23 protein-coding genes are annotated in these 24478 nt (G+C 66.4%); 17 read left to right on the top strand and 6 right to left on the bottom strand.

The features are described from left to right. The first annotated feature begins 1 nt into the window (after position 1). From AC1DEZ_RS02255 to AC1DEZ_RS02175, 17 genes are all read left to right on the top strand, one after another. Positions 2 to 1489, top strand: a complete 1488-nt coding sequence (locus tag AC1DEZ_RS02255; protein ID WP_476778769.1) for an aldehyde dehydrogenase family protein — start codon at positions 2 to 4, stop codon at positions 1487 to 1489. A gap of 9 nt (positions 1490 to 1498) precedes the next feature. Beyond that, positions 1499 to 2809, top strand: coding sequence for an NAD(P)/FAD-dependent oxidoreductase (locus tag AC1DEZ_RS02250; protein ID WP_476778460.1), 1311 nt, complete (start codon positions 1499 to 1501; stop codon positions 2807 to 2809). A 171-nt stretch (positions 2810 to 2980) separates the two neighbouring features. Beyond that, the gene (locus AC1DEZ_RS02245; RefSeq protein ID WP_476778459.1) at positions 2981 to 4036 is read left to right on the top strand and encodes an ABC transporter substrate-binding protein; all 1056 of its coding nucleotides are present in this window, start codon (positions 2981 to 2983) and stop codon (positions 4034 to 4036) included. Next, entirely contained in the window at positions 4033 to 5172 is a 1140-nt protein-coding gene (locus tag AC1DEZ_RS02240; RefSeq protein WP_476778458.1) for an ABC transporter ATP-binding protein, read from the top strand. Before AC1DEZ_RS02245 ends, AC1DEZ_RS02240 begins: the two co-directional genes overlap by 4 nt. Then, positions 5169 to 6083 (top strand): ABC transporter permease, encoded by a 915-nt coding sequence (locus AC1DEZ_RS02235; RefSeq protein WP_476778457.1) that lies wholly within the window; start codon positions 5169 to 5171, stop codon positions 6081 to 6083. Before AC1DEZ_RS02240 ends, AC1DEZ_RS02235 begins: the two co-directional genes overlap by 4 nt. A 1-nt stretch (position 6084) precedes the next feature. After that, the gene (locus tag AC1DEZ_RS02230; RefSeq protein WP_441513157.1) at positions 6085 to 6900 is read left to right on the top strand and encodes an ABC transporter permease; all 816 of its coding nucleotides are present in this window, start codon (positions 6085 to 6087) and stop codon (positions 6898 to 6900) included. A gap of 314 nt (positions 6901 to 7214) precedes the next feature. Beyond that, the gene (locus tag AC1DEZ_RS02225; protein WP_476778456.1) at positions 7215 to 8357 is read left to right on the top strand and encodes a LysR family transcriptional regulator; all 1143 of its coding nucleotides are present in this window, start codon (positions 7215 to 7217) and stop codon (positions 8355 to 8357) included. 382 nt (positions 8358 to 8739) lie between these two features. Further along, positions 8740 to 10290: an acyl CoA:acetate/3-ketoacid CoA transferase gene (locus AC1DEZ_RS02220; protein WP_476778455.1), complete on the top strand. Its 1551-nt coding sequence runs from the start codon at positions 8740 to 8742 to the stop codon at positions 10288 to 10290. Then, positions 10287 to 11093, top strand: a complete 807-nt coding sequence (locus AC1DEZ_RS02215) for an SDR family NAD(P)-dependent oxidoreductase (protein ID WP_476778454.1) — start codon at positions 10287 to 10289, stop codon at positions 11091 to 11093. Before AC1DEZ_RS02220 ends, AC1DEZ_RS02215 begins: the two co-directional genes overlap by 4 nt. Continuing rightward, on the top strand, positions 11090 to 11941 hold the full coding sequence (locus AC1DEZ_RS02210; RefSeq protein WP_476778453.1) for a MaoC/PaaZ C-terminal domain-containing protein: 852 nt from the start codon (positions 11090 to 11092) through the stop codon (positions 11939 to 11941). The genes AC1DEZ_RS02215 and AC1DEZ_RS02210 overlap by 4 nt, the downstream gene beginning before the upstream one ends. A 95-nt stretch (positions 11942 to 12036) precedes the next feature. After that, on the top strand, positions 12037 to 13551 hold the full coding sequence (locus AC1DEZ_RS02205; RefSeq protein ID WP_476778452.1) for an HAL/PAL/TAL family ammonia-lyase: 1515 nt from the start codon (positions 12037 to 12039) through the stop codon (positions 13549 to 13551). Between the two features lie 107 nt (positions 13552 to 13658). Then, positions 13659 to 14546: a glycine betaine ABC transporter substrate-binding protein gene (locus AC1DEZ_RS02200; protein WP_441513163.1), complete on the top strand. Its 888-nt coding sequence runs from the start codon at positions 13659 to 13661 to the stop codon at positions 14544 to 14546. Positions 14547 to 14745: 199 nt separating this feature from the next. Further along, positions 14746 to 15750, top strand: a complete 1005-nt coding sequence (locus tag AC1DEZ_RS02195) for an ornithine cyclodeaminase family protein (protein WP_441513164.1) — start codon at positions 14746 to 14748, stop codon at positions 15748 to 15750. Positions 15751 to 15758: 8 nt separating this feature from the next. Continuing rightward, positions 15759 to 16574, top strand: coding sequence for a phosphate/phosphite/phosphonate ABC transporter substrate-binding protein (locus tag AC1DEZ_RS02190; RefSeq protein ID WP_476778451.1), 816 nt, complete (start codon positions 15759 to 15761; stop codon positions 16572 to 16574). Between the two features lie 90 nt (positions 16575 to 16664). Further along, on the top strand, positions 16665 to 17297 hold the full coding sequence (locus tag AC1DEZ_RS02185; RefSeq protein ID WP_476778450.1) for an ABC transporter permease: 633 nt from the start codon (positions 16665 to 16667) through the stop codon (positions 17295 to 17297). Further along, complete coding sequence (locus tag AC1DEZ_RS02180) at positions 17294 to 17929, top strand: ABC transporter permease (protein ID WP_476778449.1); 636 nt, start codon at positions 17294 to 17296, stop codon at positions 17927 to 17929. Before AC1DEZ_RS02185 ends, AC1DEZ_RS02180 begins: the two co-directional genes overlap by 4 nt. 21 nt (positions 17930 to 17950) lie before the next feature. Beyond that, entirely contained in the window at positions 17951 to 18904 is a 954-nt protein-coding gene (locus AC1DEZ_RS02175; RefSeq protein WP_476778448.1) for an ABC transporter ATP-binding protein, read from the top strand. 29 nt (positions 18905 to 18933) lie between these two features. Here AC1DEZ_RS02175 and AC1DEZ_RS02170 read toward each other — a convergent pair whose 3' ends face one another. The 6 genes from AC1DEZ_RS02170 to pdxR all read right to left on the bottom strand — a co-directional run bounded on the left by AC1DEZ_RS02170 (position 18934) and on the right by pdxR (position 24378). Beyond that, a complete protein-coding gene (locus tag AC1DEZ_RS02170) occupies positions 18934 to 19719 on the bottom strand; it encodes an inositol monophosphatase family protein (RefSeq protein ID WP_476778447.1) in 786 nt (261 codons plus the stop codon). After that, a complete protein-coding gene (locus AC1DEZ_RS02165) occupies positions 19706 to 20437 on the bottom strand; it encodes an ABC transporter permease (protein ID WP_476778446.1) in 732 nt (243 codons plus the stop codon). Before AC1DEZ_RS02165 ends, AC1DEZ_RS02170 begins: the two co-directional genes overlap by 14 nt. Beyond that, the gene (locus tag AC1DEZ_RS02160; RefSeq protein WP_441513171.1) at positions 20434 to 21132 is read right to left on the bottom strand and encodes an ABC transporter permease; all 699 of its coding nucleotides are present in this window, start codon (positions 21130 to 21132) and stop codon (positions 20434 to 20436) included. The genes AC1DEZ_RS02165 and AC1DEZ_RS02160 overlap by 4 nt, the downstream gene beginning before the upstream one ends. 45 nt (positions 21133 to 21177) lie before the next feature. Beyond that, on the bottom strand, positions 21178 to 21960 hold the full coding sequence (locus tag AC1DEZ_RS02155) for a transporter substrate-binding domain-containing protein (RefSeq protein ID WP_476778445.1): 783 nt from the start codon (positions 21958 to 21960) through the stop codon (positions 21178 to 21180). Positions 21961 to 21991: 31 nt separating this feature from the next. Beyond that, positions 21992 to 22765 (bottom strand): ABC transporter ATP-binding protein, encoded by a 774-nt coding sequence (locus tag AC1DEZ_RS02150; protein WP_441513173.1) that lies wholly within the window; start codon positions 22763 to 22765, stop codon positions 21992 to 21994. A 113-nt stretch (positions 22766 to 22878) separates the two neighbouring features. Next, on the bottom strand, positions 22879 to 24378 hold the full coding sequence (gene pdxR / locus AC1DEZ_RS02145; RefSeq protein WP_476778444.1) for a MocR-like pyridoxine biosynthesis transcription factor PdxR: 1500 nt from the start codon (positions 24376 to 24378) through the stop codon (positions 22879 to 22881). Positions 24379 to 24478 lie beyond the last annotated feature (100 nt).

The following is a 24478-nucleotide window of genomic DNA, read 5'->3' as shown; positions in this document are numbered from 1 at the left end:
CATGGACCGCGCCGAGCTCATCGGCGAAGCCCTGCGGACGGGTACGCTTGCCGGCCTGCCGAGCGGGCATTTCATCGGCGGGCACTTCGTCGAGTCCGTCTCCGGGCGGCGGATGGAGAGCTTCGATCCCGGTCGGGGCAAGGTTTTCGCCTCGGTCGCAGCCGGTGGTGCCGAGGATATCGACCGTGCGGTGGCGGCGGCGCGTAGGGCTCTCTCCGGCCCGTGGTCGCGTCTCGGCCCGGCCGCGCGGGGCGAAATTCTGATGCGCGCAAGCCGCCTGATCGCGGAGCGCTCGGCCCATTTCGCCGTGGTCGAGACCCTCGATTCCGGCAAGCGGCTCGTTGAGGCCGAGGGCGATGTCGGCGGCGTCGTGAAGGCCTTCGCCTATTATGCCGGCGCGGCCGACAAGCTGCATGGCGACAGCATGCCGCTCGGTCCCGACCATGTCGGGCTGACGATCGAGGAGCCGGTCGGCGTCGCCGCCCAGATCGTGCCCTGGAACTACCCGCTCTCGACTGCCGCGCGCGGGATTGCGCCAGCGCTCGCCGCCGGCTGCTCACTCGTGGTCAAGCCAGCCGAGCAGACGCCTTTCACCACGCTCATGCTGGCGGAGCTGCTTGATGAGGCCGGTCTGCCGGAAGGCGTGCTCAATGTCGTCGCCGGCACCGGCACTGGGGCGGGCGCAGCCCTCGTCGCCCATCCCGGCATCGATCACATCACCTTCACCGGCTCGGTTGCGACCGGGCAGCGCGTGATGCGCGCCGCGGCCGAGCATGTCACCCGGCTCGTGCTGGAGCTTGGCGGAAAGTCTCCCCTCGTCGTGCTCGCCGATTGCGATATCGACGCGGCCGTTGCCGGGGTCATGGAAGCGATCTTCGAGAATGCCGGGCAGATCTGCTCGGCCGGCTCGCGCCTGATCGTCGAGGAAGCGATCGCGCAGCCCCTGCTCGAACGCCTCGTCGCAAGCGCGCAGGCATTGCGGCCGGGCCATGGCCTGAGCGATGCCGGGATCGGGCCTATCAACTCGCCGGCGCAGCTGGCGCGCGTCGATGCCCATGTCGACCGCGCCCGCGCCGCCGGCAACCGCATCCTGACCGGAGGCGCAATCGTGCCGCCGGAGGATTGCGGTGGCGGCTGGTTCTATCAGCCGACCATCGTGCTCGCTGATGGCCCTGACGATCCCTTGGTGCAGGAGGAAATCTTCGGCCCGGTGCTGACGGTCCAGATCGTTGCGGATGTCGAGGCAGCGATCGCCGCCGCCAATGCCACATCCTATGCTCTGGTGGCGGGCATCTACACGCGCGATCACGCCAAGGCCTGGCGTTTCGCAAGGGCGGTCGATGCTGGCCAGGTCTACATCAACGAGTTCTTTGCCGGCGGCATCGCGATGCCTTTCGGCGGCAATCGCAAGTCCGGCTTCGGTCGCGCCAAAGGCATGGCGGGCTTGCGCAGCTACTGCAAGCTCAAGAGTGTAGTGGCGCGAGTCTGATCCGGGGGGATGACGAAGACGATGCCGAGCGATCTGTTCGCGAGCGATTTCAAGGCTGCGCCCTATTGGTGGGATGAGGTGCCCCGGCCCGACCTGCCGCGGACCGATCCCCCTGCACAGGCGGAGGTCGTCATCGTCGGCTCCGGCTATACCGGCCTGCAGGCGGCGCTCCAGACGACGCGTGGCGGGCGTCGTACCGTCGTGCTCGACGCGGAGGCCGCCGGCTTCGGCTGCAGTACCCGCAATGGCGGGCAGATCTCCACCAGCGTGAAGCCCGGCCATGCCGAGCTGGTTCGGCGCCATGGCGAGAAGCGCGCCTTCGCGATCATGCAGGAGGGCCGGAACTCCTTGCGCTTCATTGGCGACTTCGTCCGCGACGAGGAGATCGACTGCGATTTCGGCGTCGTTGGCCGTTTCCACGCGGCGCATGCGCCGGGCAAATATGAGGAGCTGGCCCGCAGTGCCGCAACCCAGCCGAAGGGGCTCGAAGTCGCCTGCCATGTCGTGCCGCGTTCAGAGCAGCGCACGGAGATCGGCTCCGATCTCTACCATGGTGGCGTCGTCTATGAGAGCCACGCCTCGATCAACCCGGCCCGCTACCATCAGGGGCTGTTGCAGCGCGTCGTCGCGGCCGGTGCCGAACTCGTGCCGTATTGCCCGGCGACGGGCATCGAGCGGATCGGGGAGGATTTCCTGGTCCAGACGCCGCGCGGCATGATCCGCACCCGCGACGTCGTCATCGCCACCAACGGGTATACGGGGCCGCTGACCGGCTGGCTGCGCCGCCGCGTCATCCCGATCGGCAGCTATGTCATCGCGACCGAGGCGCTGGATCCGGGGCTGGTCGACAGGCTGATCCCGCGCAACCGCATCGTCAGCGACACCCGCAAGGTGGTCTATTACTATCGCGCCTCGCCGGACAGGCGGCGGATCATCTTCGGCGGCCGCGTCTCGCTGAGCGAGACCGATCCGCGCCGCAGCGGGCCGAAATTGCACGCCGCCATGAGCGGGATATTCCCGGAGCTCGCGGTCAGCAAGATCAGCCATTCCTGGTGCGGCTTCGTCGCCTACAGCTTCGACGAGCTGATGCATATCGGCCGCCATGACGGGATGCACTATGCGATGGGCTATTGCGGCTCGGGCGTCGGCATGGCGAGCTATCTCGGCATGCGGCTCGGCCAGCAGGTGCTCGGCCTGGCTGAGGGCAAGACCGCCTTCGACGGCCTCACCTTCCAGACGCGCCCCTTCTACAGCGGCAATCCGTGGTTCCTCGCGCCTTCGGTGCTCTACTACAACCTGCTCGATCGAATGGCCCGCTGACGCAGCTGGAGTGGCCGCCCCGAATTCTCAGAGTGGACCTTATCGCCAGACCAATTTTGCCGAACTCTGCATAAGGCAGGGAGTGTGGACGCCGTTTGCCGGGCCAACCGCGCTCACATTGCCAGGGAACGCACTGAACAAGAACGCATCGTTCAAAGGGAGAACCGACACATGCCGCGCCAGCCGATGACGCCGACGAGAACCGCCCTGGCCCTCATCCTGGGCCTGCTGAGCGCTGCGCCCGCTTTGGCGCAGGAACTGACCGTCGTCTCCTTCGGCGGCTCCTATCAGGAGGGGCAGAGCAAGGCGTTGTTCCAGCCCGCCGCCAAGGCGCTGGGCATCAAGATCAAGGAGGAGACCTATACCAGCATCGCCGATCTGCGCCTCAAGGTGAAGGCCGGCGCCGTGACCTGGGACGTCGTCGCCAGCGGCTCGGGCAGCGCGGCCCGCGCCGGCGCCGAGGGCATCCTGGAGAAGCTCGACTACAAGGTCATCGACACCTCGAATTTCCTGCCCGGTACGGCGCAGGATTACTGCGTCGGCGGCGACGTCTTCTCGACCGTGCTGGCCTGGAACACCAAGACCTATGGCCAGAACGGCCCACAGAGCTGGGCCGATTTCTGGGACGTCAAGAAATTCCCCGGCAAGCGTTCCTATCGCAAGGGCGTCGCCGGCGCGCTGGAGCCGGCGCTGATGGCCGACGGCGTACCGCCCGAGAAGGTCTACGAGGTCCTGTCCCAGCCCGGCGGCATCGAGCGCGCGATCAAGAAGATCCGCGAGCTCAAGCCCCATATTGCGGTCTGGTGGAGTTCGGGCGCGCAGCATGCCCAGCTGATGAAGGACGGCGAGGTCGACATGATCACCGGCTGGAACGGCCGTTTCGACGTCGCCGCGAAGGACGGCGCAAAGGTCGCCTATACCTTCAACCAGGGCCTGCTCGACTATGACTGTTTCGCGGTCGCCAAAGGCGCGCCGAACAAGGACCTGGCGATGAAATTCCTCGCCGAGATCAGCAAACCGCAATACCAGGCCGAGTTCACGAAATACATCACCTACGGCCCGACCAACAACAAGGCCTATGAGGGCGGCGCGATCGACGCGGCCTATGCCAAGACGCTGCCGTCCCATCCCGACAATGCCGGCAAGCAGCTGACGATCGATCTGGACTGGTACATCAAGTACGAAGCCCAGGCCTCCTCCGCCTACCAGAACATGCTGACCGAATGAGGCTGGCCGGCGATCACGAGCGGCCGCGCGATGCGGCCGCTCAAGTGCCGGGTTCCGCGACGGCCCTGCCGATCGCGGTCCGCCGGTTGAGCAAGGCCTATGGCGCGGTGCCGGTTCTGGACGAGATCGATCTCGATGTCCGGCCCGGCGAGTTCCTGACCCTGCTCGGCCCGTCCGGCTCGGGCAAGACGACGCTGCTCATGGCGATCGCCGGCTTTCTGCGGCCCGACAAGGGCAGCATTCGCTTCGGCGAGCGCGAGGTCGTGCGTCTCGCGCCGCACAAGCGCGAGATCGGCATGGTCTTCCAGAACTACGCGCTGTTCCCGCATATGGATGTCGCTGGTAATGTCGGATTCCCCTTGCGGCTGCGGCGCGTGCCGGCAGCCGAGACTGCGCGTCGGGTCGAGGTTGCGCTTGAGATGTTCCAGCTCGGGGGCTTCGGCAGCCGCCGTATCGACCAGCTCTCCGGCGGCCAGCGCCAGCGCGTCGCGCTCGCCCGCGCCATCGTCTTCGAGCCGCGCATCATCCTGATGGACGAACCGCTCTCGGCTTTGGACAAGCAGTTGCGCGAGCGCATGCAGATAGAGTTGCGCCAGCTCCATGAGCGCCTCGGCACGACCACCGTCTATGTCACGCACGACCAGCGCGAGGCGTTGACCATGTCGGACCGCGTCGCCATCCTCGACCGCGGCCGCATCGCCCGCATCGACACCCCGCGCGCGATCTATGACGATCCCCGCAGCCGCTTCGTCGCCGAGTTCATCGGCGAATCCTCCTTCCTCGACGTCGCGGTGACCGACGGCGCCGCCAGGGCCGGCGGCGCGACCATCCGCGCCAAGAACCTGCCGATGCAGCACGGGCGCTGCACGATGGTGCTGCGGCCGGAGCGTCTGCATCGGCTGGGGCCAGGCGAAGGCGAGGGGATGAACTGCTTCGACGGCCGCGTGACCGGCGCCGTCTACCAAGGCGACACGCTGCTGCTGCAGGCGGCGCTCGGCGACGGCAGCCCGGTTGCGCTGCGCCTGACGACCCGCGGCGGCGAGGGGCCGCCGCCTGCACCCGGGACGCCCATCCGCATCGGCATCGCCGTCTCCGACACCGTGCTGCTGCCGGGCGAGGCGCGGGGCGCGTCGTGACGACCGCTGGCACTTTCGCGTCCGCCGGCCCGGCCGGGGATGACCACGCCGCAGGCTTGCGGCGCGACCAGTGGCGCGAGCGCATGGGGCTGGCGGGGCTGGCCGCGCCCGCGCTCCTGCTCGTCACCATCACCATGCTCGTTCCGGTCGGCTGGCTGTTCGGCCTGTCATTCCTCGACGATAGCGGCGCGCTGAGCCTTGAGAATTACCGGCGCATGCTGGCCGAGCCCTCCTATGGCCGGACCTTCCTGACCACCTTCGAGATCAGCCTCGCAACCACGCTGATCTGCATCATGCTCGGCTATCCCCTGGCCTATTTCCTGTCGCAGCTGCCGCGACGGGCCGCCAATCTCTGCATGATCGCGGTGCTCCTGCCGTTCTGGACGTCGCTTCTGGTGCGTACCTATGCCTGGCTCGTGCTGCTCCAGCGCAGCGGGCTGGTGAACACATGGGGCATGAAGTTCGGCCTCTGGAGCGAACCTTTGCAACTCGTGCACAATCTCGGCGGAACGCTGATCGGCATGGTCCATATCATGCTGCCCTTCATGGTCCTGCCGCTCTACGGCACGATGCGCGCGATCGACCGCAACCTGCTGCGCGCTGCCGCCAGCCTCGGCTCGACGCCGGTCCATGGCTTCTGGACGGTGTTCTTTCCGCTCTCGCTGCCGGGGCTCGCGGCTGGCGCCTCGCTCGTCTTCGTGCTCTGCCTCGGCTTCTACGTGACGCCCGCCATGCTCGGCGGCGGCAAGGTAACGATGGTCTCGAACCGCATCGCCAACGATATCGAACTCTTCTTCAATTGGGGTGCTGCGAGCGCGCTCGGCGTCGTGCTCCTGGTGATCACGCTCGCCGTGCTGGTGGTGGCGGCGCGCCTGTCGCGCGGTGCCGGCCTGTTTGGGGCAGGGCACTGAGATGAGCTGGCTCGATCGTCCCGCCAGCGACACGCAAATCAGCCATCGCGCGCGGCTCTGGCTCTATGGGCTCGGCGCGCTGGTCCTGGCCTTCCTGGCCATACCGACGCTGATCGTCATCCCGATGTCCTTCTCCCAGTCGCAATATCTGGAATTCCCGCCGCGGGAATGGTCGCTGCGCTGGTACGAGGCTTATTTCTCCTCATCGAGCTGGATGGCGGCGACCGCGACCTCCTTCAAGGCCGGCTTCTGCACGGCGCTGCTTGCGACGCCGCTGGGCACGCTCGCGGCCTACGGCCTGCACGCCTCGCGGCTGCGCTTCGCCGGGCTTGCGATCCTTGCGCTGCTGACGCCGACGATCGTGCCGGTCATCCTCGTCGGCATCGCGCTGTTCTATGCCTATGTGCAGCTCAAGATGGTCAATTCTTTCCTCGGCATCGTGCTGGCGCATACGATGCTGGCGGTGCCGATCGTCATGATGATCGTGGGCTCGGCCCTGAAGAGCTTCGATCTCGATCAGGAGCGGGTCGCGCGCAGCCTTGGCGCCACGCGGACGCAGGCCTTCCTGCAGGTGACCGCCCCCCAGATCGGTTTCGCCCTCGTCACCTCCGCGGTCCTGTCGTTCCTGACCTCCTTCGATGAGGTCGTCGTTGCGCTGTTCGTCTCGGGCGGTGACAATGCGACTCTGACGCGGATGATGTTTTTGGCGCTGCGCGATCAGATCGACCCGACCATCGCGGCGATCTCGACGATCATGATCGTGATGACGTCGCTGCTGCTGGCCGTGTCGCAGTTCGTCGGCAAACGGGACGTCTAGCGATCGTGCGGCTCGTGCGAAATCGCATGCCTGTCCGCGATCCCTTCACATCCGCATGGTCGACGTCATCCCATCGGAAGGCGAGAATTCGCTCCGAAGCCGTCCTCGATCGAGAACTGCCGCCCGCGAGACCGGCGCTGGCGCCGAGGCAGACCGTCCACTAACAATCGCATCGGGCCGGACGGGTGGGGGGCGGGTCAAACCCGGATCACTCCCGTTCGTGCGCCAATGTGATTCCAGAACCTGGTCCGGCCTAAAACAAGATTGAGCAGCAGGGGCTATTCTCGGCAACACAGGCGCTGACAGGTCTAGGGATGGATACTTCTACGCTTCAAATTGTCCATAGGGTGATGAGCGAACGGAGCATCCGGGGCACTGCCCGGGTGATGAGGAAGCCGGTTTCGAGCATTGCCGCGGCGGTCGACCGGCTTGAGAGCGAGATTTCGGTGCCGCTTGTGCAGAAGGCCGGGACGAGCGTTGTCCTAACCCTCGAGGCTGAGAGGCTTTCTCCTGCCATCAAGCAGCTCGCCGACCACGTCCAGGACATCATGGCGATCGGCAATCGGCGCGACATTTCGCTGAGCCTGAGCGCGTTGACCCGCTTTGCGCATGTCGCCGAAACCGGCAGCATCCGCCGGGCGGCCAAGTCTCTTGGGCTGGGCCAACCCCAGCTTGCCCGCCAGATCGCGCATGTCGAAGCGACGCTCGGCTGTCGTCTGCTCAATCGCCACGTCGCCGGCTCGAGGATGACGGAGGCGGGAAAGCGGCTGGTAAGGTCGACACGCGCTCTCGAAGCGATATGGAGCGAACTTGCACATTCGGCCGCCGGACGTTCCCGCCGCAGTGCCGCGACGATCCGGCTCGGCTCGATCATCCCCATGGGCCACGACAGCTTCGTCGCCACGCTGCTCGCCTCGCTCGTCGCGACCTGGATGAACGACAAGCCCCGCCAACCCCTGCTGGTGGCCAGCACGACGACCGAAGGGCTCATCGCCGGCCTGAAGAGCGGCACCTACGATGCGGTTCTACTGAACAGCGTCACCGTCCCGACGGATTTCGATAGCTATCTGATCGCCCGGTCGCCGCTGTCGCTCGTTGGTCCGTCGGAGGTCATCGAACTGGGGGAGGGCAGGGACGACCTGGCCAGGATCGTGCTTGGCTCACCCATCGCCGTCCCGAGCCCAAGAAGCGGGCTACGCCAGATCATCAATCGCCTGCTGGCTGAAACCCTCACCGAAACCGAGCTCGACAGGCTGAAGGTGATCGAGCTGGATTCGATGCCCGTCATCATCAATCTGGTTCTGCATCACGGGGCTGTTTCGGTCCTGCCGTCGGAATCGGTCGCCGAATCCGCGGCGACCTGCGCCAAATCCCGCTGCCTTCCGAATTGGCTCTGCCTTATTGGCTCGTCTGCGGCAAGAACGAGAGTGGACGCCAGACCGCCCGCGCCATCCTGAAGGTGCTCGCGGGGCTGGGCTATGGCGACAAGGCGAAATAGCGGCAGCAGGTTGGGAGGTACGATCGGCATCGCCGTGGGAGCGGACGGCTGCGCATTTCGCCCTATCGTTCGGACATGGTGATTAGAACGATCTTCCCTTCCAATTGGCGATTTTCGAAATTTTTCCCAATGCTGCGCCGAACTATGCTCATTTCATCTAAGTAGCTGATATTGCTCGAAAATGAATCGAAACGTGGGCCGCGATGGTGCATACCGTACGCTAGTCTGCAGATTCTGGGATATCCCAAAACATATACACCTTGACGCGAGGTCATAGGGGCCTTCTCAGCGGTCGGAAGCTGTGCTTGGCTACCCCGATAAGAAGACCTTCAGGGGAACCAATGCGTATCATAACTGCCCGCGAGGCGGCCGCTAGGCTGCGCGACGGGATGAGCGTTGCTGTCTCCGGTTTCGGAGGATGCTGCCATCCCGAGGCGATCACCGCCGCGGTCGAGGACAGGTTCCTCGCCGAAGCCGCGCCTCGCGACCTGACCCTACTTTTTGCCGCCAGTGCCGGCGACCGCAAGACCCGCGGGATGGGCCATTTTGGCTATGAGGGGCTGGTCAAGCGCGTCATAGCCGGCGGCTGGCGCGGAACCCCGCGTCTCGGCAATCTCGCCCTCGAAGAGAAGGTCGAAGCCTATTGCTGGCCCCAAGGGGTCATCGCCCAGCTGTATCGGGCGATTGCCGCCGGCCAGCCGGGCGTCATCACCCATATCGGGCTGGGCTCGTTCATGGACCCGAACAGCGGCGGCGGGAGGATGAACGCCTCGACGCGCGAGACCCTCGTCGAGCGCGTGTCCCTGCGCGGCCGGGACTGGCTGCTCTACCCGTCCATGCCACTCGACTGCGTGATGCTGCGTGGCACGACGGCCGACGAGGACGGGAACGTTACGATGGAGGACGAACCGTTCCCGCTCGACGTGCTGGCGATGGCCCAGGCAGGGCGCAATTCCGGCGGCGTGGTGATGGTGCAGGTCAAGCAGGTCGCCCGGCGCGGTTCGCTGGCGCCCGGCGATGTGCGCATTCCCGGCACCCTGGTCGACTATGTCGTGGTTTGCGAGGATCCGGCCCAGCACGGCATCAGCTTCGGCGAGACCGACAACCCCTCCTATACCGGCCGGTTGCAAGCCGCCGCCGGCAGTCTCGAGCCGCTTGCGCTGTCGGTGGACAAGGTCATCCAACGCCGCGCCTTCCAGGAACTGCTCGGGCTCGATCGCCCGGTCATCAATCTCGGCATCGGCATCCCGGCTGGCATCGGACGGATCGCCAGCGAAGAGGGGCTCGACGGCTATACGGTCACCATCGAATCCGGTGTCATCGGCGGCGTGCCCGCCGAGGAACTGTCGTTCGGCGCTGCGATCAATCCATCGTCGGTGATCCCGCAGGCCTCCCAGTTCGACTTCTACGACGGCGGCGGCCTCGACATCGCCTTCCTCGGCATGGCCGAAGTGGACGTGCGCGGAGCGGTCAATGTCAGCCGCTTCGGCAAGTCTATCGTCGGCGTCGGTGGTTTCACCAACATTTCACAGACGGCGCGCCGCATCGTCTATGTCGGCGCGTTCTCGACCGGCGGCACCGAGATCGAGATCCGCGACGGCAGGCTCGCCATCGTGAACGACGGGCGGCTGTGCAAGATCGTCGACCGGGTGGCGCAGGTCAGCTCCGACCCAACCTTCGCGCCCGCCGGGCAGGCACAGATCGTCGTCACCGAACGGGCGGTCTTCAAGGTCCTGGACGGCCGGCTGACGCTGACCGAAGTGGCACCCGGCATCGACGTCAGGAAGCATGTCCTCGAGCGGCTGCCGGACGGCGTCGCGATCGCCGATCACCTCGCAACGATGGATGCCCGTCTCTACGCGACGCGTGCAATGAAGGACTTCGCCGCATGAACATTCGCGAGGCAGTTGTCATCGTCACCGGTTCGGCCACGGGCGTCGGCGCGGCCGCCGTCCGGCAGTTCGCCGAGCGGGGCGCGCGCGTCGCGGTCAACTACAACCGCAGCAAGGCCGAGGCCGACGAGACTGCCGATGCCTGCCGGGCGCTCGGGTCCGAGGTCATCGTGGTGCAGGGTGACGTCGCCGATGACGGCGCCTGCCGGGCGATGGTCGGCGCGGTCGTGGAGCGTTGGGGTCGGCTGGACGCACTGGTCAACAACGCCGCCATGACGGTGAAGTCGAATCCCTTCGATCTGGAAACCCTGTCCGCCGGCGACTTCCACGACGTCTTCGCCGTCAACGTCATCGGTGCCTACCAGATGTGCAGGGCGGCGATCCCGCCGATGCGGGCCAGCGGCGGCGGCGCCATCGTCAACGTTTCCTCCAACGTCGCTTTTACCGGGGGCGGCAGCTCGCTCGCCTACACCGCGTCGAAGGGTGCGCTGAATGCGCTGACCCTGGCGCTGGCGCGCACCTGTGGGCCGGACATCCGAGTCAACGCGGTCTGCCCCGGCGTGATCGACACGCGCTGGATGCGCCAGACGCTCGGCACGGAGGCCTATTCGGCGCTGGCACAGCGGTTTTCCGAGACGGCGCCACTGGGCCGCGTCGCCACGCCCGACGATGTCGCCGGCGCCGTGGTGTGGCTGGTCGAGGGCGCCGGCTTCGTCACCGGAGAATTGCTGTCGGTCGATGGCGGGGTGCGGCTGGGCGGCGGCGTGCGCAAGCAGGCGCCGCGCACGGGTGACGGTTCGTGAGCCTTCCTGCCGGCTCGATCCTGGATTTCGCCATCCCCGAGACTCGCCAGACGGTCACGGCGAGGGACGCGATCCTCTACGCCCTGTCTGTGGGTTACGGCGGCGCACCGCTGGACCCGGCGCATCTGCGCTTCCTTTACGAGGCCGATCTGGCGACGGCGCCGACGCTCGCCAACGTCGTGGCGCATGCGGGCCCATGGATGAAGCAGGTGGGCGTCGACTGGAGCCAGGTCGTGCACGCCGAGCACCGCCTGACCATCCATAGCCCGATGCCGCTCGACACGCCGCTGGTGTCACATACGCGCAGCCTGTCGGTGGTCGACCGGGGTGCCGGCAAGGGCATGTTCGCGGCATTCGAACGCGTCGTGTCGAACGAGGCGACCGGCGAGGCGGTGGCGTCGATCGTGCAGACCAACGCCTGCCGGGGCGACGGCGGCTGTGGCTCCGCCGGTACGCCGCCCGAACCGCTGCCGCCGGTGCCCAATCGGCAACCCGACGTCTCCTGCCAGTTGGCCGTCGCCGAGGACGCGGCGCTTCTCTACCGGCTGAACGGCGATCTCAATCCCTTGCACGTCGATCCCGCGGCGGCCGAAAGGGGCGGTTTCCGCCGGCCCATCCTGCACGGGCTATGCACGTTCGGGCATGCCGGCTACGCGCTGTCGCTGATGGCCTCCGGCTCCGGGCTTGCCGCGCTCGCCGCGATTGCCGCCCGCTTCACCGCACCGGCATTTCCGGGGGACACGCTGGAATTCCAGATGTGGCGCTCCGGCCAGGACATCCGCTTCCGATGCATTGTGCCGTCGCGCGGCGCGACGGTTCTCGACAACGGCGTGGCGCGGCTCGCATGACCAGCCAATTTCCCTATTCGGTTCGAGAAGCGCCGCCTCCGAGTCCATTCGACGAAGACGGACGGCGGCAGCCTCCGGCGGAAAGAAACGAGAGCATGACCAGCGCGCCCGAAACCGTGGTGTTGAAGACCCCTCCGGCGACGATCGGCGACATCGTCGCCATCGCGCGCCATGATGCCCGCATCGAAATCTCGCCCGAAGTCGAGCGGCGCATGGCAGCCGCGCGGGCTGTCGTCGACCGTTATGCCGAGCTGAACCTGCCCGCCTATGGGCTGACGACCGGGCTCGGCGCCGGTGTGGACACGCGCCTCGCGGCCGACGATCTCGTCACTTTCCAGATCAGGGTGCCGCAGGCGCGCGCCGTCGGCGTCGGAGCGGCTTTGCCGCGCGAGGCTGTCCGGGCGATGATGGCAGTCCGGGTCGCCGGCATGGCGGCGGGTGGCTCGGGCGTCTCGCCGCGCATTGTCGGATCGATGGTCGCGGCGCTGAACGCCGGCTTCCACCCGGTCGTTCCCTCGCTCGGCTCGATCGGCGCCGCCGACCTCGCCCCGCTCGCGCATATGGGGCGGGCGCTTCTCGGCTATGGCGAGGCGGAGTTCGGCGGCGAGGTGATGCCGGCCCTCGAAGCACTGAAGAGGGCGGGCCTGGAGCCGCTCGCGCTTGGGCCGAAGGACGGCCATGCGATCGTCGTCGCCAACAGCCTGTCGGTCTCCCAGGCTTGCCTCGTCCTCCATGACATCGAACGCCTGTTCGAGTGGTCGCTGCTGGCGGTGGCGCTGAACTTCGAAGCCTTCCGCGCCAACACGACCGCCTTCGACGACCGCGCCCTCGCGGCACGGCCCGCCTTCGGTCAGCGGGCCGTCGCGGCGCGCCTGCGCGAACTCCTTTCAGGCAGTTCGCTGCTCGCGGAGGGGGCGGCGCGGCGCCTGCAGGACCCGCTCAGCTATCGCTGCGCGCCGCAGGTCTGGGGGGCGCTGTCACATGCTATGGCGGAGGCCAGGGAAGCGACCGAGATCGAGCTCTCCAGCTCGGGCGACAACCCCGTCGTCCTGGCTTCGGAGGGGCTCATCCTCTCGCACGCCAACTTCGACCTGACGGCCTTCGTTCTGGCCTGGGAACGGCTGGGGCAGGCGCTGGCGCATTGTGCCGCGGCGACGGCCTACCGAACCATGAAGATCATGTCGCCCGGCATGTCGGACCTGCCGCGCTTCCTGACCTCGATGGGCCAGAACCGCTCCGGCTTCGCCACCGTCCAGAAGACCGTGTCGGCGTTGGAGGCGGAAATCCGCCATCTTGCCGCGCCGGTCTCGCTCACGCCGATCCCTGTCGCCGACGGCGTCGAAGACCAGGCCTCGATGGCGCCGAGCGTTCTGGCGAAGACGGCGACCATCGTCGAGCGGCTGCGCTACCTCGTGGCGATCGAACTCATAGCCTCCGCCCAGGCGGTCGATCTCCGGGGCGTGCAAGACCAGCTCGGCGCCGGGTCGGGCGATGCCTACCGCTTCGTGCGCAGCCTGGTCGAGCCGTTGGGAGAGGACCGGGCGCAGGGGCCGGATTTCATGTGCCTCGCGGACGCCATTTCGCACGCCGCTCCGGCGGGGAGGGACTGACAGGACGGCCGAACGAAGCCGCAGGACCCGGGAGGAAGACGGCCAGGCGCAGCCGGCCGGTCCAATGGAGACGCCTACCCAACGCTGCAATACAGAGGGAAACAACAATGAAGAAGTGGACCACGAAGGCTATCGTCGCAACCATCGCGATGGCGGCAGCGACACTGCAGCTGGCTGCGGCGGAACCGATCAAAGTAGGCAGCAAGAATTTCACCGAGCAGTACATCCTGGCCGAAATGTATGCCGCCGTGCTGGAAAAGGCCGGTTTCAAGGTTGAGCGCAAGATCAATCTCGGCGGCACCCTCATCGCCCACCAGGCGCTGACCACAGGTCAGATCGATCTCTATCCGGAATACACCGGCACGGCGCTGTCGGCCGTGGTGAAGGGCGAGACATCGACCGACCCGCAGAAGGTCTATGATGAGGTCAAGGATTTCTACGCCAAGAAATTCAACCTCATCTGGTTGAGGCCAACCGGGGTCAACAACGGCTACGTCATCGTCGTGCGCCGCGAGACGGCTCAGCAGAACCAGCTCAAAACCCTCTCCGACCTTGCCAAGGTGTCAGGTTCGATGGTCTTCGGCGGTGGGCCCGAATTCCCCGAACGTAAGGACGGCCTCCCGGGCCTGAAGCTGGTCTACGGTGCGGTATTCAAGGAATTCAAGCAGTTCGCCAAGCTCGGCCTGCGCTATGACGCGCTGCAGCAGAAGGACATCGACGGGGCGAACGGCGCTGCGACGGATTGGCAGATCGTATCGCAAAACCTCGTGGCTCTGGACGACGACAAGGGTTTGTTCCCACCCTACTACGTTGCCCCGGTGGTTCGCCGTCAGACGCTCGAGGCCAATCCGAAAATCGCCGAACTGCTCGAGGCCGTCGGTACGCAAATCGACAACGCGACGATGCGCACCCTCAACGCCCGCGTCGAGAAGGACCGCGAAGAGCCTCGCGATGTCGCCGTGTCCTTCCTGAAGGACAAGGGCCTGCTCCGCTGACGCCCGGTCCCTTGCCGGCCGGGACCTCCCGGTCGGCAAGGGACCGTCCCTGACGTCGACCCCGACAGCACGGCAACCGGCCCCTATCGGTTGGCTGCGGCCGGCAGCGAACGCGCATGCCGATCTCCCTGCCGGGTGCAGTCCCGGCAGAGGAGGGGGCGCGACCTTCCATTCGAACTGAAATCTGGGAAGACGAGAAATGCAGGAAATCTGGATCGACTACATCAACGCCTTGGACACCAAGGCGCTGGAGCTGACCAACGACGAAATCCTCGATGCGGTGTCGGAAGCGCTGGCCGCGCAGGGGCGGGGCGAGACGGTGATCGAGCCTAGGGTTCACCTCGTTCCCGAGAGCTCCGACAAGGGGCACTTCAACGTGCTGCGCGGCTATGTGAAGCCGCTCGACTACGCCGGCGTGAAGGTGGTCGGCGATTTCGTCGACAACTACAAGGTCGGCTTGCCCTCCGAAATGGCAGTGCTGAATCTGTTCGATCCGCGCACCGGCATGCCCAAGGCCATCATCGACGCGACGGCCATCACCGACATGCGTACCGGCGCGATCACCGCGCTCGGCGCCAAGCATCTGGCGCGCAAGGACAGCAAGATCCTGGGCCATGTCGGCGCGCGCGGCACGTCCTACTGGAACGTCCGCCTGCTCGACCACCTGTTCGATTTCGACGAGATCCGTGTCCATTCGCGCCGCCCCGAGAGCCGCGAGGGCTTTGCCGCACGGCTGGAAAAGGATCTCGGCAAGAAAATCATCGTGACGGACAACTGGGAGGATTGCCTGAAGGGCGCCGACATCATGGTGGAGGCCAGTCGCCTGCCCGAGCCCACGCCGCTGTTCAAGACGAGCTGGGTCAAGAAGGGTGCCTTCGTGGTTCCCTACGGGACAATGAGCGCGCTGGAGTTCGATCTCACGGACATCATGGACAAGGTCGTCGTCGACGACTGGGGCCAGTGCCAGCCGGGGCGTCCCTTCGGCGCGCTGCGCCGACATGTCGACGAGGGCAAGGTAACCCTGGAGACGCTGCACGCCGAGATGGGACAGATCGTCTGCGGCGCCAAGCCGGGGCGCGAGAGCGACGACGAGACCATCCTGTTCTGGCATCGCGGACTAAGCAGCACGGACGTGGCGCTGGGCGCGGCGATCGTCGCGAAGGCGAAGCGCATGAACCTCGGCCAGAAACTCCGTTTTGCCTGACCCGCATCATGAGCGACGCCAAACTCATCGCCTGTTCGCGAATGTACAATGTCTCGGCGGGCGTGCGCGCCCGGTGGGACGACCTGTTCGCGTGGCTGAGCCAAGAGGCCGGTGTGGCGCTGGACATCGTCGCTCACGCTTCCCCCGCGCCGCTCGCCGAACTCTGGGAAAGGCGCGACATGGGGGCCGTGTTCATGTGTGGCTTCCCCCTGTCGCGCTGGTGCGAGGCGCAGCGTCCGACCATCCTGGCCGCACCCGTGGCGGAAGCGCCGTGGGCCGGCGGGCGCCCCTATTATGCCAGCCACATCGTCGTGACCGAAGACGGCCCAATCAGATCGGCCGCGCAGCTTGGGACCGCAACCTGGGGATGGACGGTGCGGGATTCGCAGTCGGGCTACCACGCGCCGCGCGGCTTCCTTGCCGACCTCCTGCAAGGGAAATTGCTCGGGCGGTCGCCGGTGGGGCCACTACTGAACCCCTCCGGCGTGGTGGAGGCGCTGCGCTGCGGCCGCATCGAGGCGGGCCCGATCGACGCCTACGCCTACGAACTGTTGGCGATGCATCAGCCGGACGCATTGGCCGGGCTGCGGATCGTCGCGACAACTGAACCGACACCCTGTCCGCCTCTCGTCTCGTCTCCCGGCGTGCCCGCCGAGATGCTGTCCCCGCTGCGGCAGGCGCTGCTGCGGGCGCATGAGTGCGAGGACGGGCGTGGGCTGCTGCGCCAGCTCGGCCTGGCGCGGTTCGCGCATCCCGACGTGGCCGACTACCGGATCCTCGCCGAACGCGCGGATGCGGTCGACCGGAGGCTCGCCGCGTGGTGACGCCAGAGCCAACCAGCCTGAGCTGCGTCGTTTGATCGGCAGAGGTAACGGGCGGGTCTCCCAGGGGACCTGAGAGCTAGGAGCATCGTTTTGACTTGGGTTCCAAAGAATATCCCTCGGCTCGCCGAGGCATTGATGGAGCATCTGTACCTGGTCTTCTCCTCGGTGGGGATCGCTTTGGTGATTTCGCTTGCCGTCGGCATCTGGGCCGCCCGGCGTCCAAGAACTTTCACCAGCATCATTCTGGTGACGAGCATCCTCTTCGCCATACCCAGCCTCGCGCTGTTCGCCTTGCTCATCCCCGTGATGGGCATCGGGCCGGCGCCTGCGATCCTGGGGCTCGCCGCCTATTCCCTGATGATCCTCGTCCGCAACATCGGCACGGGGTTCCAGGCGATCCCGGATGAAATCCTCGAGGCGGCGCACGGCATGGGCTACGGGACTGCCCGCAGGATCTGGGAGGTCGAGCTGCCGCTCGCGATGCCGTACATCGTCGGCGGAATCCGCCTCGCGGTCGTAACGGTCATCGGCATCGCGACTGTCGCCGCCTACATCAATGCCGGCGGTCTCGGCGTCATCATCTTCCAGGGCATCGACCAGAGGTTCCCCGAAAAGATCATCGCCGGCGGTCTGCTGACCTCGGTCCTGGCGCTGTCGGCCGACTACTTCCTCACATTGATGGAAAAGGCGTTGCGCCGGCGCAATGGGAGGCAAGCCCGATGATCGTCGTCGAAGCTTTTCAGTGGATCGCCGCAAATCTCGGCACGTTCACCGGTGCGTTCAACCGGCATATGGCGATGAGCCTGATTTCGCTGGGCGTCGCGCTGGCTATAGCCCTTCCGTTGGGCGTCGCCGTGGCAAGATCGCCGCGCGCCGCCTTCGTGACGGTCAACGTCGCCGGCGCCGCACGCTCCATCCCGAGCCTCGCCATTCTGGCGGCCGCCATGCCGATCATGGGCATCGGCCTCTGGCCATCGGTGATCGCGTTGGTCGTTCTGGCCGTCCCGCCGCTGCTGCTCAATACGATCATCGGCATACGGGAAGTGGATCCGGCTGTCCTCGATGCCGCCAACGGGATGGGACTGGGGCGAGCGGAGATTCTCTGGCAGATCGAACTGCCGCTGGCCGTGCCCTCTATCCTTTCCGGCGTCCGCACGGCGGCCATCCAGGTCATCGGCGGAGCCGCCCTCGCATCCTTCATCGGCGGCGGCGGCCTGGGCGATTTCATCAACGCGGGCATCGCCATCATGGACATGCCGCGTCTCCTGGTGGGAGCGATCCCGATCGCGCTTCTGGCGATCTTTGCGGAGCTGGCGTTCGGCTGGCTCGAGCGCAGCGTTTCCTACCGGCTCTGACTGCGGAACAGGGATACCAAGATGATACGCCTCGAAAATGTGACCAAGAACTTTGCCGGCAGCGATCGCCCTGCGGTGGACAATCTCGACCTTCACATCGAAGCCGGGACGACCGTCGCCATGATCGGCCCTTCGGGCTGCGGCAAGACGACCACCATGCGCATGATCAACTGCCTGGAGACCCCGACCCGCGGCCGGGTTCTGGTGAACGGCCGCAACGTCGCCGACACAGATCCGAAGCAGCTACGCCGAACCATCGGCTATGTCATCCAGCAGGTCGGTCTGTTTCCGCATATGACGATCGCGCGCAACATCGCCACCGTGCCCCGCCTGCTGGGCTGGGACAAGGCGCGGACCGACCGGCGCATCAACGAGCTTCTCGAACTCGTCAGCCTTGATCCGAGCGTCATGCGCGATCGCCTGCCTCATGAACTGTCGGGCGGCCAGCGGCAGCGTGTCGGCTTCGCCAGGGCCCTGGCTGCCGATCCCGCCATCATGCTGATGGACGAGCCCTTCGGCGCCATCGACCCGATCACCAGAGTCCGTCTCCAGGACGAATTCCGGCAGATCCTGAAGAAGGTCAGCAAGACCGTCGTCATCGTCACGCACGACATCGACGAAGCGATCAAGATGGGCGATCGCGTCGCGATCATGCGCGACGGTCGGTTGCTGCAATACGACAGCCCCGAGGCGATCCTGGCCAATCCGGCCAATGAATTCGTCGAGAACTTCCTCGGTCCCGATCGGACCATCAAGCGGCTCAGCCTGATCGATGTCGCGAGCGTGATGGCGCCGCCCCGTTCGTTCGCCGAGGGCCCTCAGATCTCGCCGGATGCCAACCTGCATGTGGCGCTCGCATCCATCCTGGGCAAAAATCTCCAAGGCTTGGACGTCAAGGCACCGGACGGCACGGTCGTCGGTTATCTCGACCGAGATGCCATCCTTGCCTGTAACGTTGAACCTCATCCGGTTTGAAGTTCGCCCCGGTCCGACGATCCAATTCATCAATGGCAGCTCAGTCGCTCCAGGACCGCTCCATGCAGCGCCAGGCTGCCGCTTGCCACGACGCAGCGATGGCCGGAATGGATCGTGAGCTCCCGGCCCTCCCAGTCGGTGATCGCACCGCCGGCATTGCGCACGATCGGCGTCAGCGCGCAGTAGTCGAAGGGGTCGAGCCCGCCGTCGACGCTGATGTCGAGCGCTCCGTCCGAGACACGGCCATAGGCGTGACAGCCGCCGCCATAGACGCACCATTTCGTATCGTTCCGGAGTCGTTCGAAGGCCGCCCGCTCACCGGCATCGAAGGGTTCGGGATTGCCGTTGCCGAGAATGGCATCGGGCAGCGACGCGCCCTTGCGGGTCTGCACCGCCTCGCCGTTGCGCTGCGTCGGCAGCCCGTCGCCGCCGATCCAGCGCTCGGCCGTGACGGGGTTGTCGATGATGCCGAGGATCGGCGTACCCTTGTAGGCCAGCGCGATCAGCGTGCCGAAGGTCGGAATACCGGTGATGAAGGCCTTGGTGCCGTCGATCGGATCGATGATCCAGACGAAGTCGCGGTCGAGGCCGAAGGAGTCGTATTCCTCGCCCAGGATACCGTGATCGGGGTGGGCGGAGGCGAGTTCGCGGCGCAGGCGGTCCTCGACGCGGCGGTCGATCTCGGTGACCGGGCTGCGATCAGCCTTGGTGTCGAAGCTGCGGCCCCTGGCGATCGCGTCGCGGATGATTGCGCCGCTCACGTCGGCGAGCCGCGCGGCGAAGCCCGCGAAGGCGTGGATGTCAGGTTTGGACATGGGCTTCTCCGGCGATGACCGCCGTGGACTTGGCGGGCGCGCGCTGGTGTCTGGCGAGCCGGTATTCGAGGGCTCGCAGGGCTGCGGTCAGCATGGCGGCGATGACGAGATAGATCGCGGCTGCGGTCACGAAGAGCTCGTAGGGCGCGAAGGTGCGCGCCACGATCGTGTTGGCGGTGCCGGTCAGCTCCATGATCGTGATGGTGCTCGCCAGCGACGTCGCCTTGAGCATGCTGACGACCTCGTTGGCATAGGCCGGAAGAGCGAGGCGGAAGGCGCGCGGCAGGATGATGACGCGATAGGTCATCGGTCCGGACATGCCGCAGGCATGGGCCGCCTCGATCTCCCCGGCCGGCACCGCCTGGATCGCGCCACGCAGGATATTCGCCGTATAAGCGGCGGTGTGCAGCGCGAAGGTCAGGACCGCGCAGAACCACGGCTCCCGGATGAAGGGCCAGAGCGCGCTCTCGCGGATGAAGTCGAACTGCGACAGGCCGTAGTAGACCAGGAAGATCTGGACCAGGAGCGGCGTGCCCCTGAAGAAGGAGATGTAGAAGGCGACGACCGCGCGGACCGGAGCGGGCGCCTCCAGCCGGGCGATCGCCATCGGCACGGCCAGCCCCAACCCGAGCACGAGGGCGGCCGTCAGGAGTTGCAGGCTGAGCCAGGTGCCCTCGATCAGGGCGGGGAGGCTCTCGATCATCAGGGCCGGGTTCATCGCGCCAGCTCCCGTTCGCCGCGGCTGGCGCGGCGTTCCAGTTGGGCGACGAGCAGGCCGTTGCTGGTGGTCAGTGCGTAGAAAATGATCGCGGCGATCAGGTAGAAGCGGAACGGCTCGCCCGTGACCGCGGTCGCCATGGTGCTGACCCGCATGACCTCTTCCAGCCCGACGACAGAGACGAGGGAGGTGTCCTTGATCAGCGAGATCCAGTTATTGCCGAGGCCCGGCAGGGCGAAGCGCCAGATCTGCGGCAGGCGCACCGTCGTGAAGGCATCCCACCAAGAGAAGCCGAAGGCTTCCGCCGCCTCGATCTGGCCTTTCGGAATGGCGAGGAAGGCGCCGCGCAACACCTCCGCGGCATAGCCGCCGAAGACGAGGCTGAGCGCGAAGACGCCCGCCGCGAAGGCGGGAATCTCGACGAAACCTGCCGCCGCGCCGATCGATTTCGCGAGTCCGGTCAGCGTGACCGAACCGCCGAAATAGATGATCAGGATGATCAGCAGCTCGGGCGTGCCGCGCATCGCCAGGGTGAACAGGAAGCCGAGCTGCCGGACCGGCCACCAGCGGGAGAGCTGGGCGAGCGCGCCGAGAATGCCCCAGACGAGCCCGAGCGCCAGTGCGGCGAAGGCGACCTCGAGTGTGGTCAGCGCACCGTGCAGGAGCTGGCCGCCCCAGCCCATCAGGATATCCATCGCCACCTCCGCGGCTCTCCGGTCGGCTGCCCCGTTCGCAGGCGATCAGGGCAGGACGCTGAACGACCAGTAGCGGTCGTTGATCGCCTTGAAGGAGCCGTCCTTGAACGAGGCGTTCAGCGCCGCGTCGATCTCGTCGCGGAGCGCGCTGTCCTCCTTGCGCAGCGCCACGCCGACGCCGGGACCGAACAGCGCGACGTTGTTGATCTCAGGGCCGACGAAATGGAATTTCTCGCCCCGCGGCTTCTGCAGGAAATCGCCGTCAAGCTTGATCGGCCCGGCGAAGGCGAGGTCGATCCGGCCCGATTGCAGGTCGAGCAGCAGGTTGTCGACCGTGTCGTACTGAGCGAGCTTCACGCCGGGGAATTCCTTGGTCATGAACTGCTCGTAGGTCGAGGAGCGCTGGAGCCCGACGGTCTTGCCGGCCAGTGCCTTCGGGTCCGGCTTGCCGTCAGCCGAGACCGGCTGGACGTTCAGGGTCTTGGCGCCGACGAAGCGGGCGGTCGAGGAGCGGTAGGGCACGCTGAAGTCGATCGACTTCTTCCGCTCGTCGGTGATCGACATGCTCGCCACGATCAGGTCGAACTTGCCGGCGAGCAGCGCCGGGATCATGCCGTCCCATTGCTGGCAGACGAAGATGAGATTGACGTTGAGGCGCTTGCCGATCTCGCGGGCCACGTCGATGTCGAAGCCCTGAAGCTCACCCTTGGCGTCGCGGAAATTGAAGGGCGGGTAGGTACATTCGCTGCCGACCTTGACGTCCTTCGCCGCTGCGCCCGCGGTGAAGGCGCCGAGCAATCCAGCGGCGACGAGAAATGGCTTCAGCATGTCGATCTCCCCTTTTGTCTGACGGCTCGATTCACAGGATGCGCTGCAGGAAGGCGCGGCAGCGCTCGGAGCGCGGATCGCCGAGGACCTGCTCGGGCGGGCCGCGCTCCTCGACGACGCCGCGGTGCAGGAACAGGACCTCGCTGGAGATCTCGCGGGCGAAGCCCATCTCATGGGTCACGATGATCATCGTGCGTCCTTCGGCGGCGAGCGTGCGCATCACCGCGAGCACCTCGCCCACAAGCTCGGGATCGAGCGCCGATGTCGGCTCGTCGAAGAGCAGCAGCGCGGGCTCCATCGCGAGGGCTCGGGCGATGCCGACGCGCTGCTGCTGGCCGCCGGAGATATGGGCGGGATAGGCGTGGCGCTTTTCGATCAGCCCGACCTTTTCGAGATAGGCTTCGGCGCGCTCTGTCGCCTCCTTGCGGCTCAGCCCAAGCACCTTGATCGGCGCCACCGCAATGTTTTCCAGAACTGTCAGGTGGGTCCAGAGATTGAAGCTCTGGAACACCATGCCGATACGGCTGCGCATCCGGTTGATCTGCTTGCGGTCGAGCTTTCCCTGGCCGGCGCCCTGCTGCGTCAGGCGGACCGTCTCGCCCTCGAAGCGAATGGTGCCCGCATCGGGAAACTCGAGGAAATTGATGCAGCGCAGGAAGGTGCTCTTGCCCGAGCCGCTGGCACCGATCATCGTGACGACGTCGTGGCTGCGCGCCGTCAGATCAAGCCCCTTGAGGACGGCAAGGTCCCCGAAGCTCTTCCTGACACCCTCGACTTCCAGGACTGTGCTGCGTTCGACGTTCATGAGAACTCCGCTGGTGCGGAGAACATGCGGGGCGGGGAAGGACCTCCCAAGGTCCAATTTTGCGATTTCGCTGGGGTCCAGTTTCGGCCTGGATCGAAAGCGCGCAAGCGCCGTTACTTGACGGTTTCGCAGGCCGCCTCGACGGCACGCACCACCGCTTCGGCGCAGGCCGGCAGCTTCTCGGTGCCGGTATTGCCGAAGCCGATGACGAGTCCGCGCCGGGCCGGGCCGCGGCAATATTGCGACAGAGCCGGGCAGTCTAAGCCCCAGCTCAGAAGCGACGCGGCGGCGGCGGTATCGTCGAACGGGACCCGGGACCTGATCGTGAGATGCAGACCCGCCGTGACCTGCGGGACAGTGAAGCGATCGCCGAGGCGCCGCCGCAGATGTTCGCCGAGCAAGAGCGAGCGCTCCCGGTAGATCGCCCGCATGCGCCGCAAATGCGCTGCCAGATGCCCCTCCGCCATGAAGGCGGCGACCAGCGCCTGGTCCGGCTGCGGCGCGTAGAGCGAGAAGACGCGCTGCGCCTGGGTGAAGGCTTCGATCAGGTTCGGCGGCACAACGAGATAGGCCAGCCTGAGGCCCGGTGCCAGAGCGCGGTTGAACGAGCTGGTATAGATGACGCGGGCATGGGGACCAGCGGCGAAGAGCGGTGGCTGTGCCTCTCCCGACCAGCGGATCTCACTGTTGAAATCGTCCTCCAGCACCCAGCCGCCATGGGTCTGTGCCCAGGCGAGCAGCGCCTGGCGCCGTGCCGGCGGCATCGAGCATCCGAACGGGTATTGCTCGACTGGAGAGATGACGACCAGTTTCGGCAGCGCCCCGACCTCAGCCCGGGTCGGGAGCGCGGCGGCGTCGAGCCCCATCTCGTCCACCGGAAGGGGGTGGATGCGCAGGCCGCTGAGCTCGAAGGTGGCGAGCTCGGCCAGGTGGCCGGGGTCCTCGACCGCGACGGTGTCGCCGACGTCGAGCAGGACATGGGCAACGAGCGCAGCCGCCTGGAGGGTGCTGCCGATGACGATGACCTGTTCCGGCGCACAGGCCAGGCCTCGCGCTTCTGCCAGATAGGCGGCGATCTGGTGGGTGAGGCCGGCGCGAGGATGGCCCACGCCATAGCCCGTTTGCGAGATGGCGCGCGAACGCCAGTGCCGCGCCGCGATCCGGCTGAAGATCTCATAGGGAAATTCGTCGAGCGCAGGCATGCCCGGACTGAGGCCCAGCATCTCCGAGCGCTCGGGTGGGAGGCGAAATTCGATCAAACGGGCCGCACGTTCCGACAACACGGTCTCGCCGGACGGCGGGGTGGACAAGCCGGGCGTAGCTCGTGTCTGGTGATCCTCGGGCAGGATCTTGTCGACGAAGGTACCGGAGCCATGGGCGCGCCAGACATAGCCTTCCGCCTCCAACCGGTCATAGGCTTGCACCACCGTATTGCGTGCGAGCGATAACTCCTTGGCCAGGATGCGGCTGGGCGGCAGTCGCGTGCCGCGCGGAAGCATCCCCTCGACAATGCCGGCGCGGAACCGGGCGAAGATCTGCTCATAGAGCGGGATATCGCTATCGCGCTCGAGCCTGATCAGGTTCCAGACGGGATAGTTGAACTGGTTGGCCATTCGCCCTCGTCAGGCTGACACGCTCCTTCCGAATGGACGCGGACGCCGGATTCTCCAAGCGGATTTCGCGGAACCGCTTTCGAGCGTGAGGCCGAGGGCC

This window comes from Allobosea sp. 10L422, assembly GCF_056395345.1.
Note: the sequence above shows the minus strand (reverse complement) of the source record. Positions and strands in the feature narration are given on the sequence as shown.

Excerpts from the sequence above, each read along its gene's own strand:
- AC1DEZ_RS02180 (WP_476778449.1), top strand. The coding sequence starts at position 17,294 with ATGATCGTCGTCGAAGCTTTTCAGTGGATCGCCGCAAATCTCGGCACG.
- AC1DEZ_RS02230 (WP_441513157.1), top strand. The coding sequence starts at position 6,085 with ATGAGCTGGCTCGATCGTCCCGCCAGCGACACGCAAATCAGCCATCGC.
- pdxR (WP_476778444.1), bottom strand. The coding sequence starts at position 24,378 with ATGGCCAACCAGTTCAACTATCCCGTCTGGAACCTGATCAGGCTCGAG.
- AC1DEZ_RS02215 (WP_476778454.1), top strand. The coding sequence starts at position 10,287 with ATGAACATTCGCGAGGCAGTTGTCATCGTCACCGGTTCGGCCACGGGC.
- AC1DEZ_RS02205 (WP_476778452.1), top strand. The coding sequence starts at position 12,037 with ATGACCAGCGCGCCCGAAACCGTGGTGTTGAAGACCCCTCCGGCGACG.
- AC1DEZ_RS02160 (WP_441513171.1), bottom strand. The coding sequence starts at position 21,132 with ATGGATATCCTGATGGGCTGGGGCGGCCAGCTCCTGCACGGTGCGCTG.
- AC1DEZ_RS02255 (WP_476778769.1), top strand. The coding sequence starts at position 2 with ATGGACCGCGCCGAGCTCATCGGCGAAGCCCTGCGGACGGGTACGCTT.
- AC1DEZ_RS02190 (WP_476778451.1), top strand. The coding sequence starts at position 15,759 with ATGAGCGACGCCAAACTCATCGCCTGTTCGCGAATGTACAATGTCTCG.
- AC1DEZ_RS02170 (WP_476778447.1), bottom strand. The coding sequence starts at position 19,719 with ATGTCCAAACCTGACATCCACGCCTTCGCGGGCTTCGCCGCGCGGCTC.
- AC1DEZ_RS02240 (WP_476778458.1), top strand. The coding sequence starts at position 4,033 with ATGAGGCTGGCCGGCGATCACGAGCGGCCGCGCGATGCGGCCGCTCAA.
- AC1DEZ_RS02155 (WP_476778445.1), bottom strand. The coding sequence starts at position 21,960 with ATGCTGAAGCCATTTCTCGTCGCCGCTGGATTGCTCGGCGCCTTCACC.
- AC1DEZ_RS02245 (WP_476778459.1), top strand. The coding sequence starts at position 2,981 with ATGCCGCGCCAGCCGATGACGCCGACGAGAACCGCCCTGGCCCTCATC.
- AC1DEZ_RS02220 (WP_476778455.1), top strand. The coding sequence starts at position 8,740 with ATGCGTATCATAACTGCCCGCGAGGCGGCCGCTAGGCTGCGCGACGGG.
- AC1DEZ_RS02165 (WP_476778446.1), bottom strand. The coding sequence starts at position 20,437 with ATGAACCCGGCCCTGATGATCGAGAGCCTCCCCGCCCTGATCGAGGGC.
- AC1DEZ_RS02225 (WP_476778456.1), top strand. The coding sequence starts at position 7,215 with ATGGATACTTCTACGCTTCAAATTGTCCATAGGGTGATGAGCGAACGG.
- AC1DEZ_RS02175 (WP_476778448.1), top strand. The coding sequence starts at position 17,951 with ATGATACGCCTCGAAAATGTGACCAAGAACTTTGCCGGCAGCGATCGC.
- AC1DEZ_RS02195 (WP_441513164.1), top strand. The coding sequence starts at position 14,746 with ATGCAGGAAATCTGGATCGACTACATCAACGCCTTGGACACCAAGGCG.
- AC1DEZ_RS02200 (WP_441513163.1), top strand. The coding sequence starts at position 13,659 with ATGAAGAAGTGGACCACGAAGGCTATCGTCGCAACCATCGCGATGGCG.
- AC1DEZ_RS02150 (WP_441513173.1), bottom strand. The coding sequence starts at position 22,765 with ATGAACGTCGAACGCAGCACAGTCCTGGAAGTCGAGGGTGTCAGGAAG.
- AC1DEZ_RS02250 (WP_476778460.1), top strand. The coding sequence starts at position 1,499 with ATGACGAAGACGATGCCGAGCGATCTGTTCGCGAGCGATTTCAAGGCT.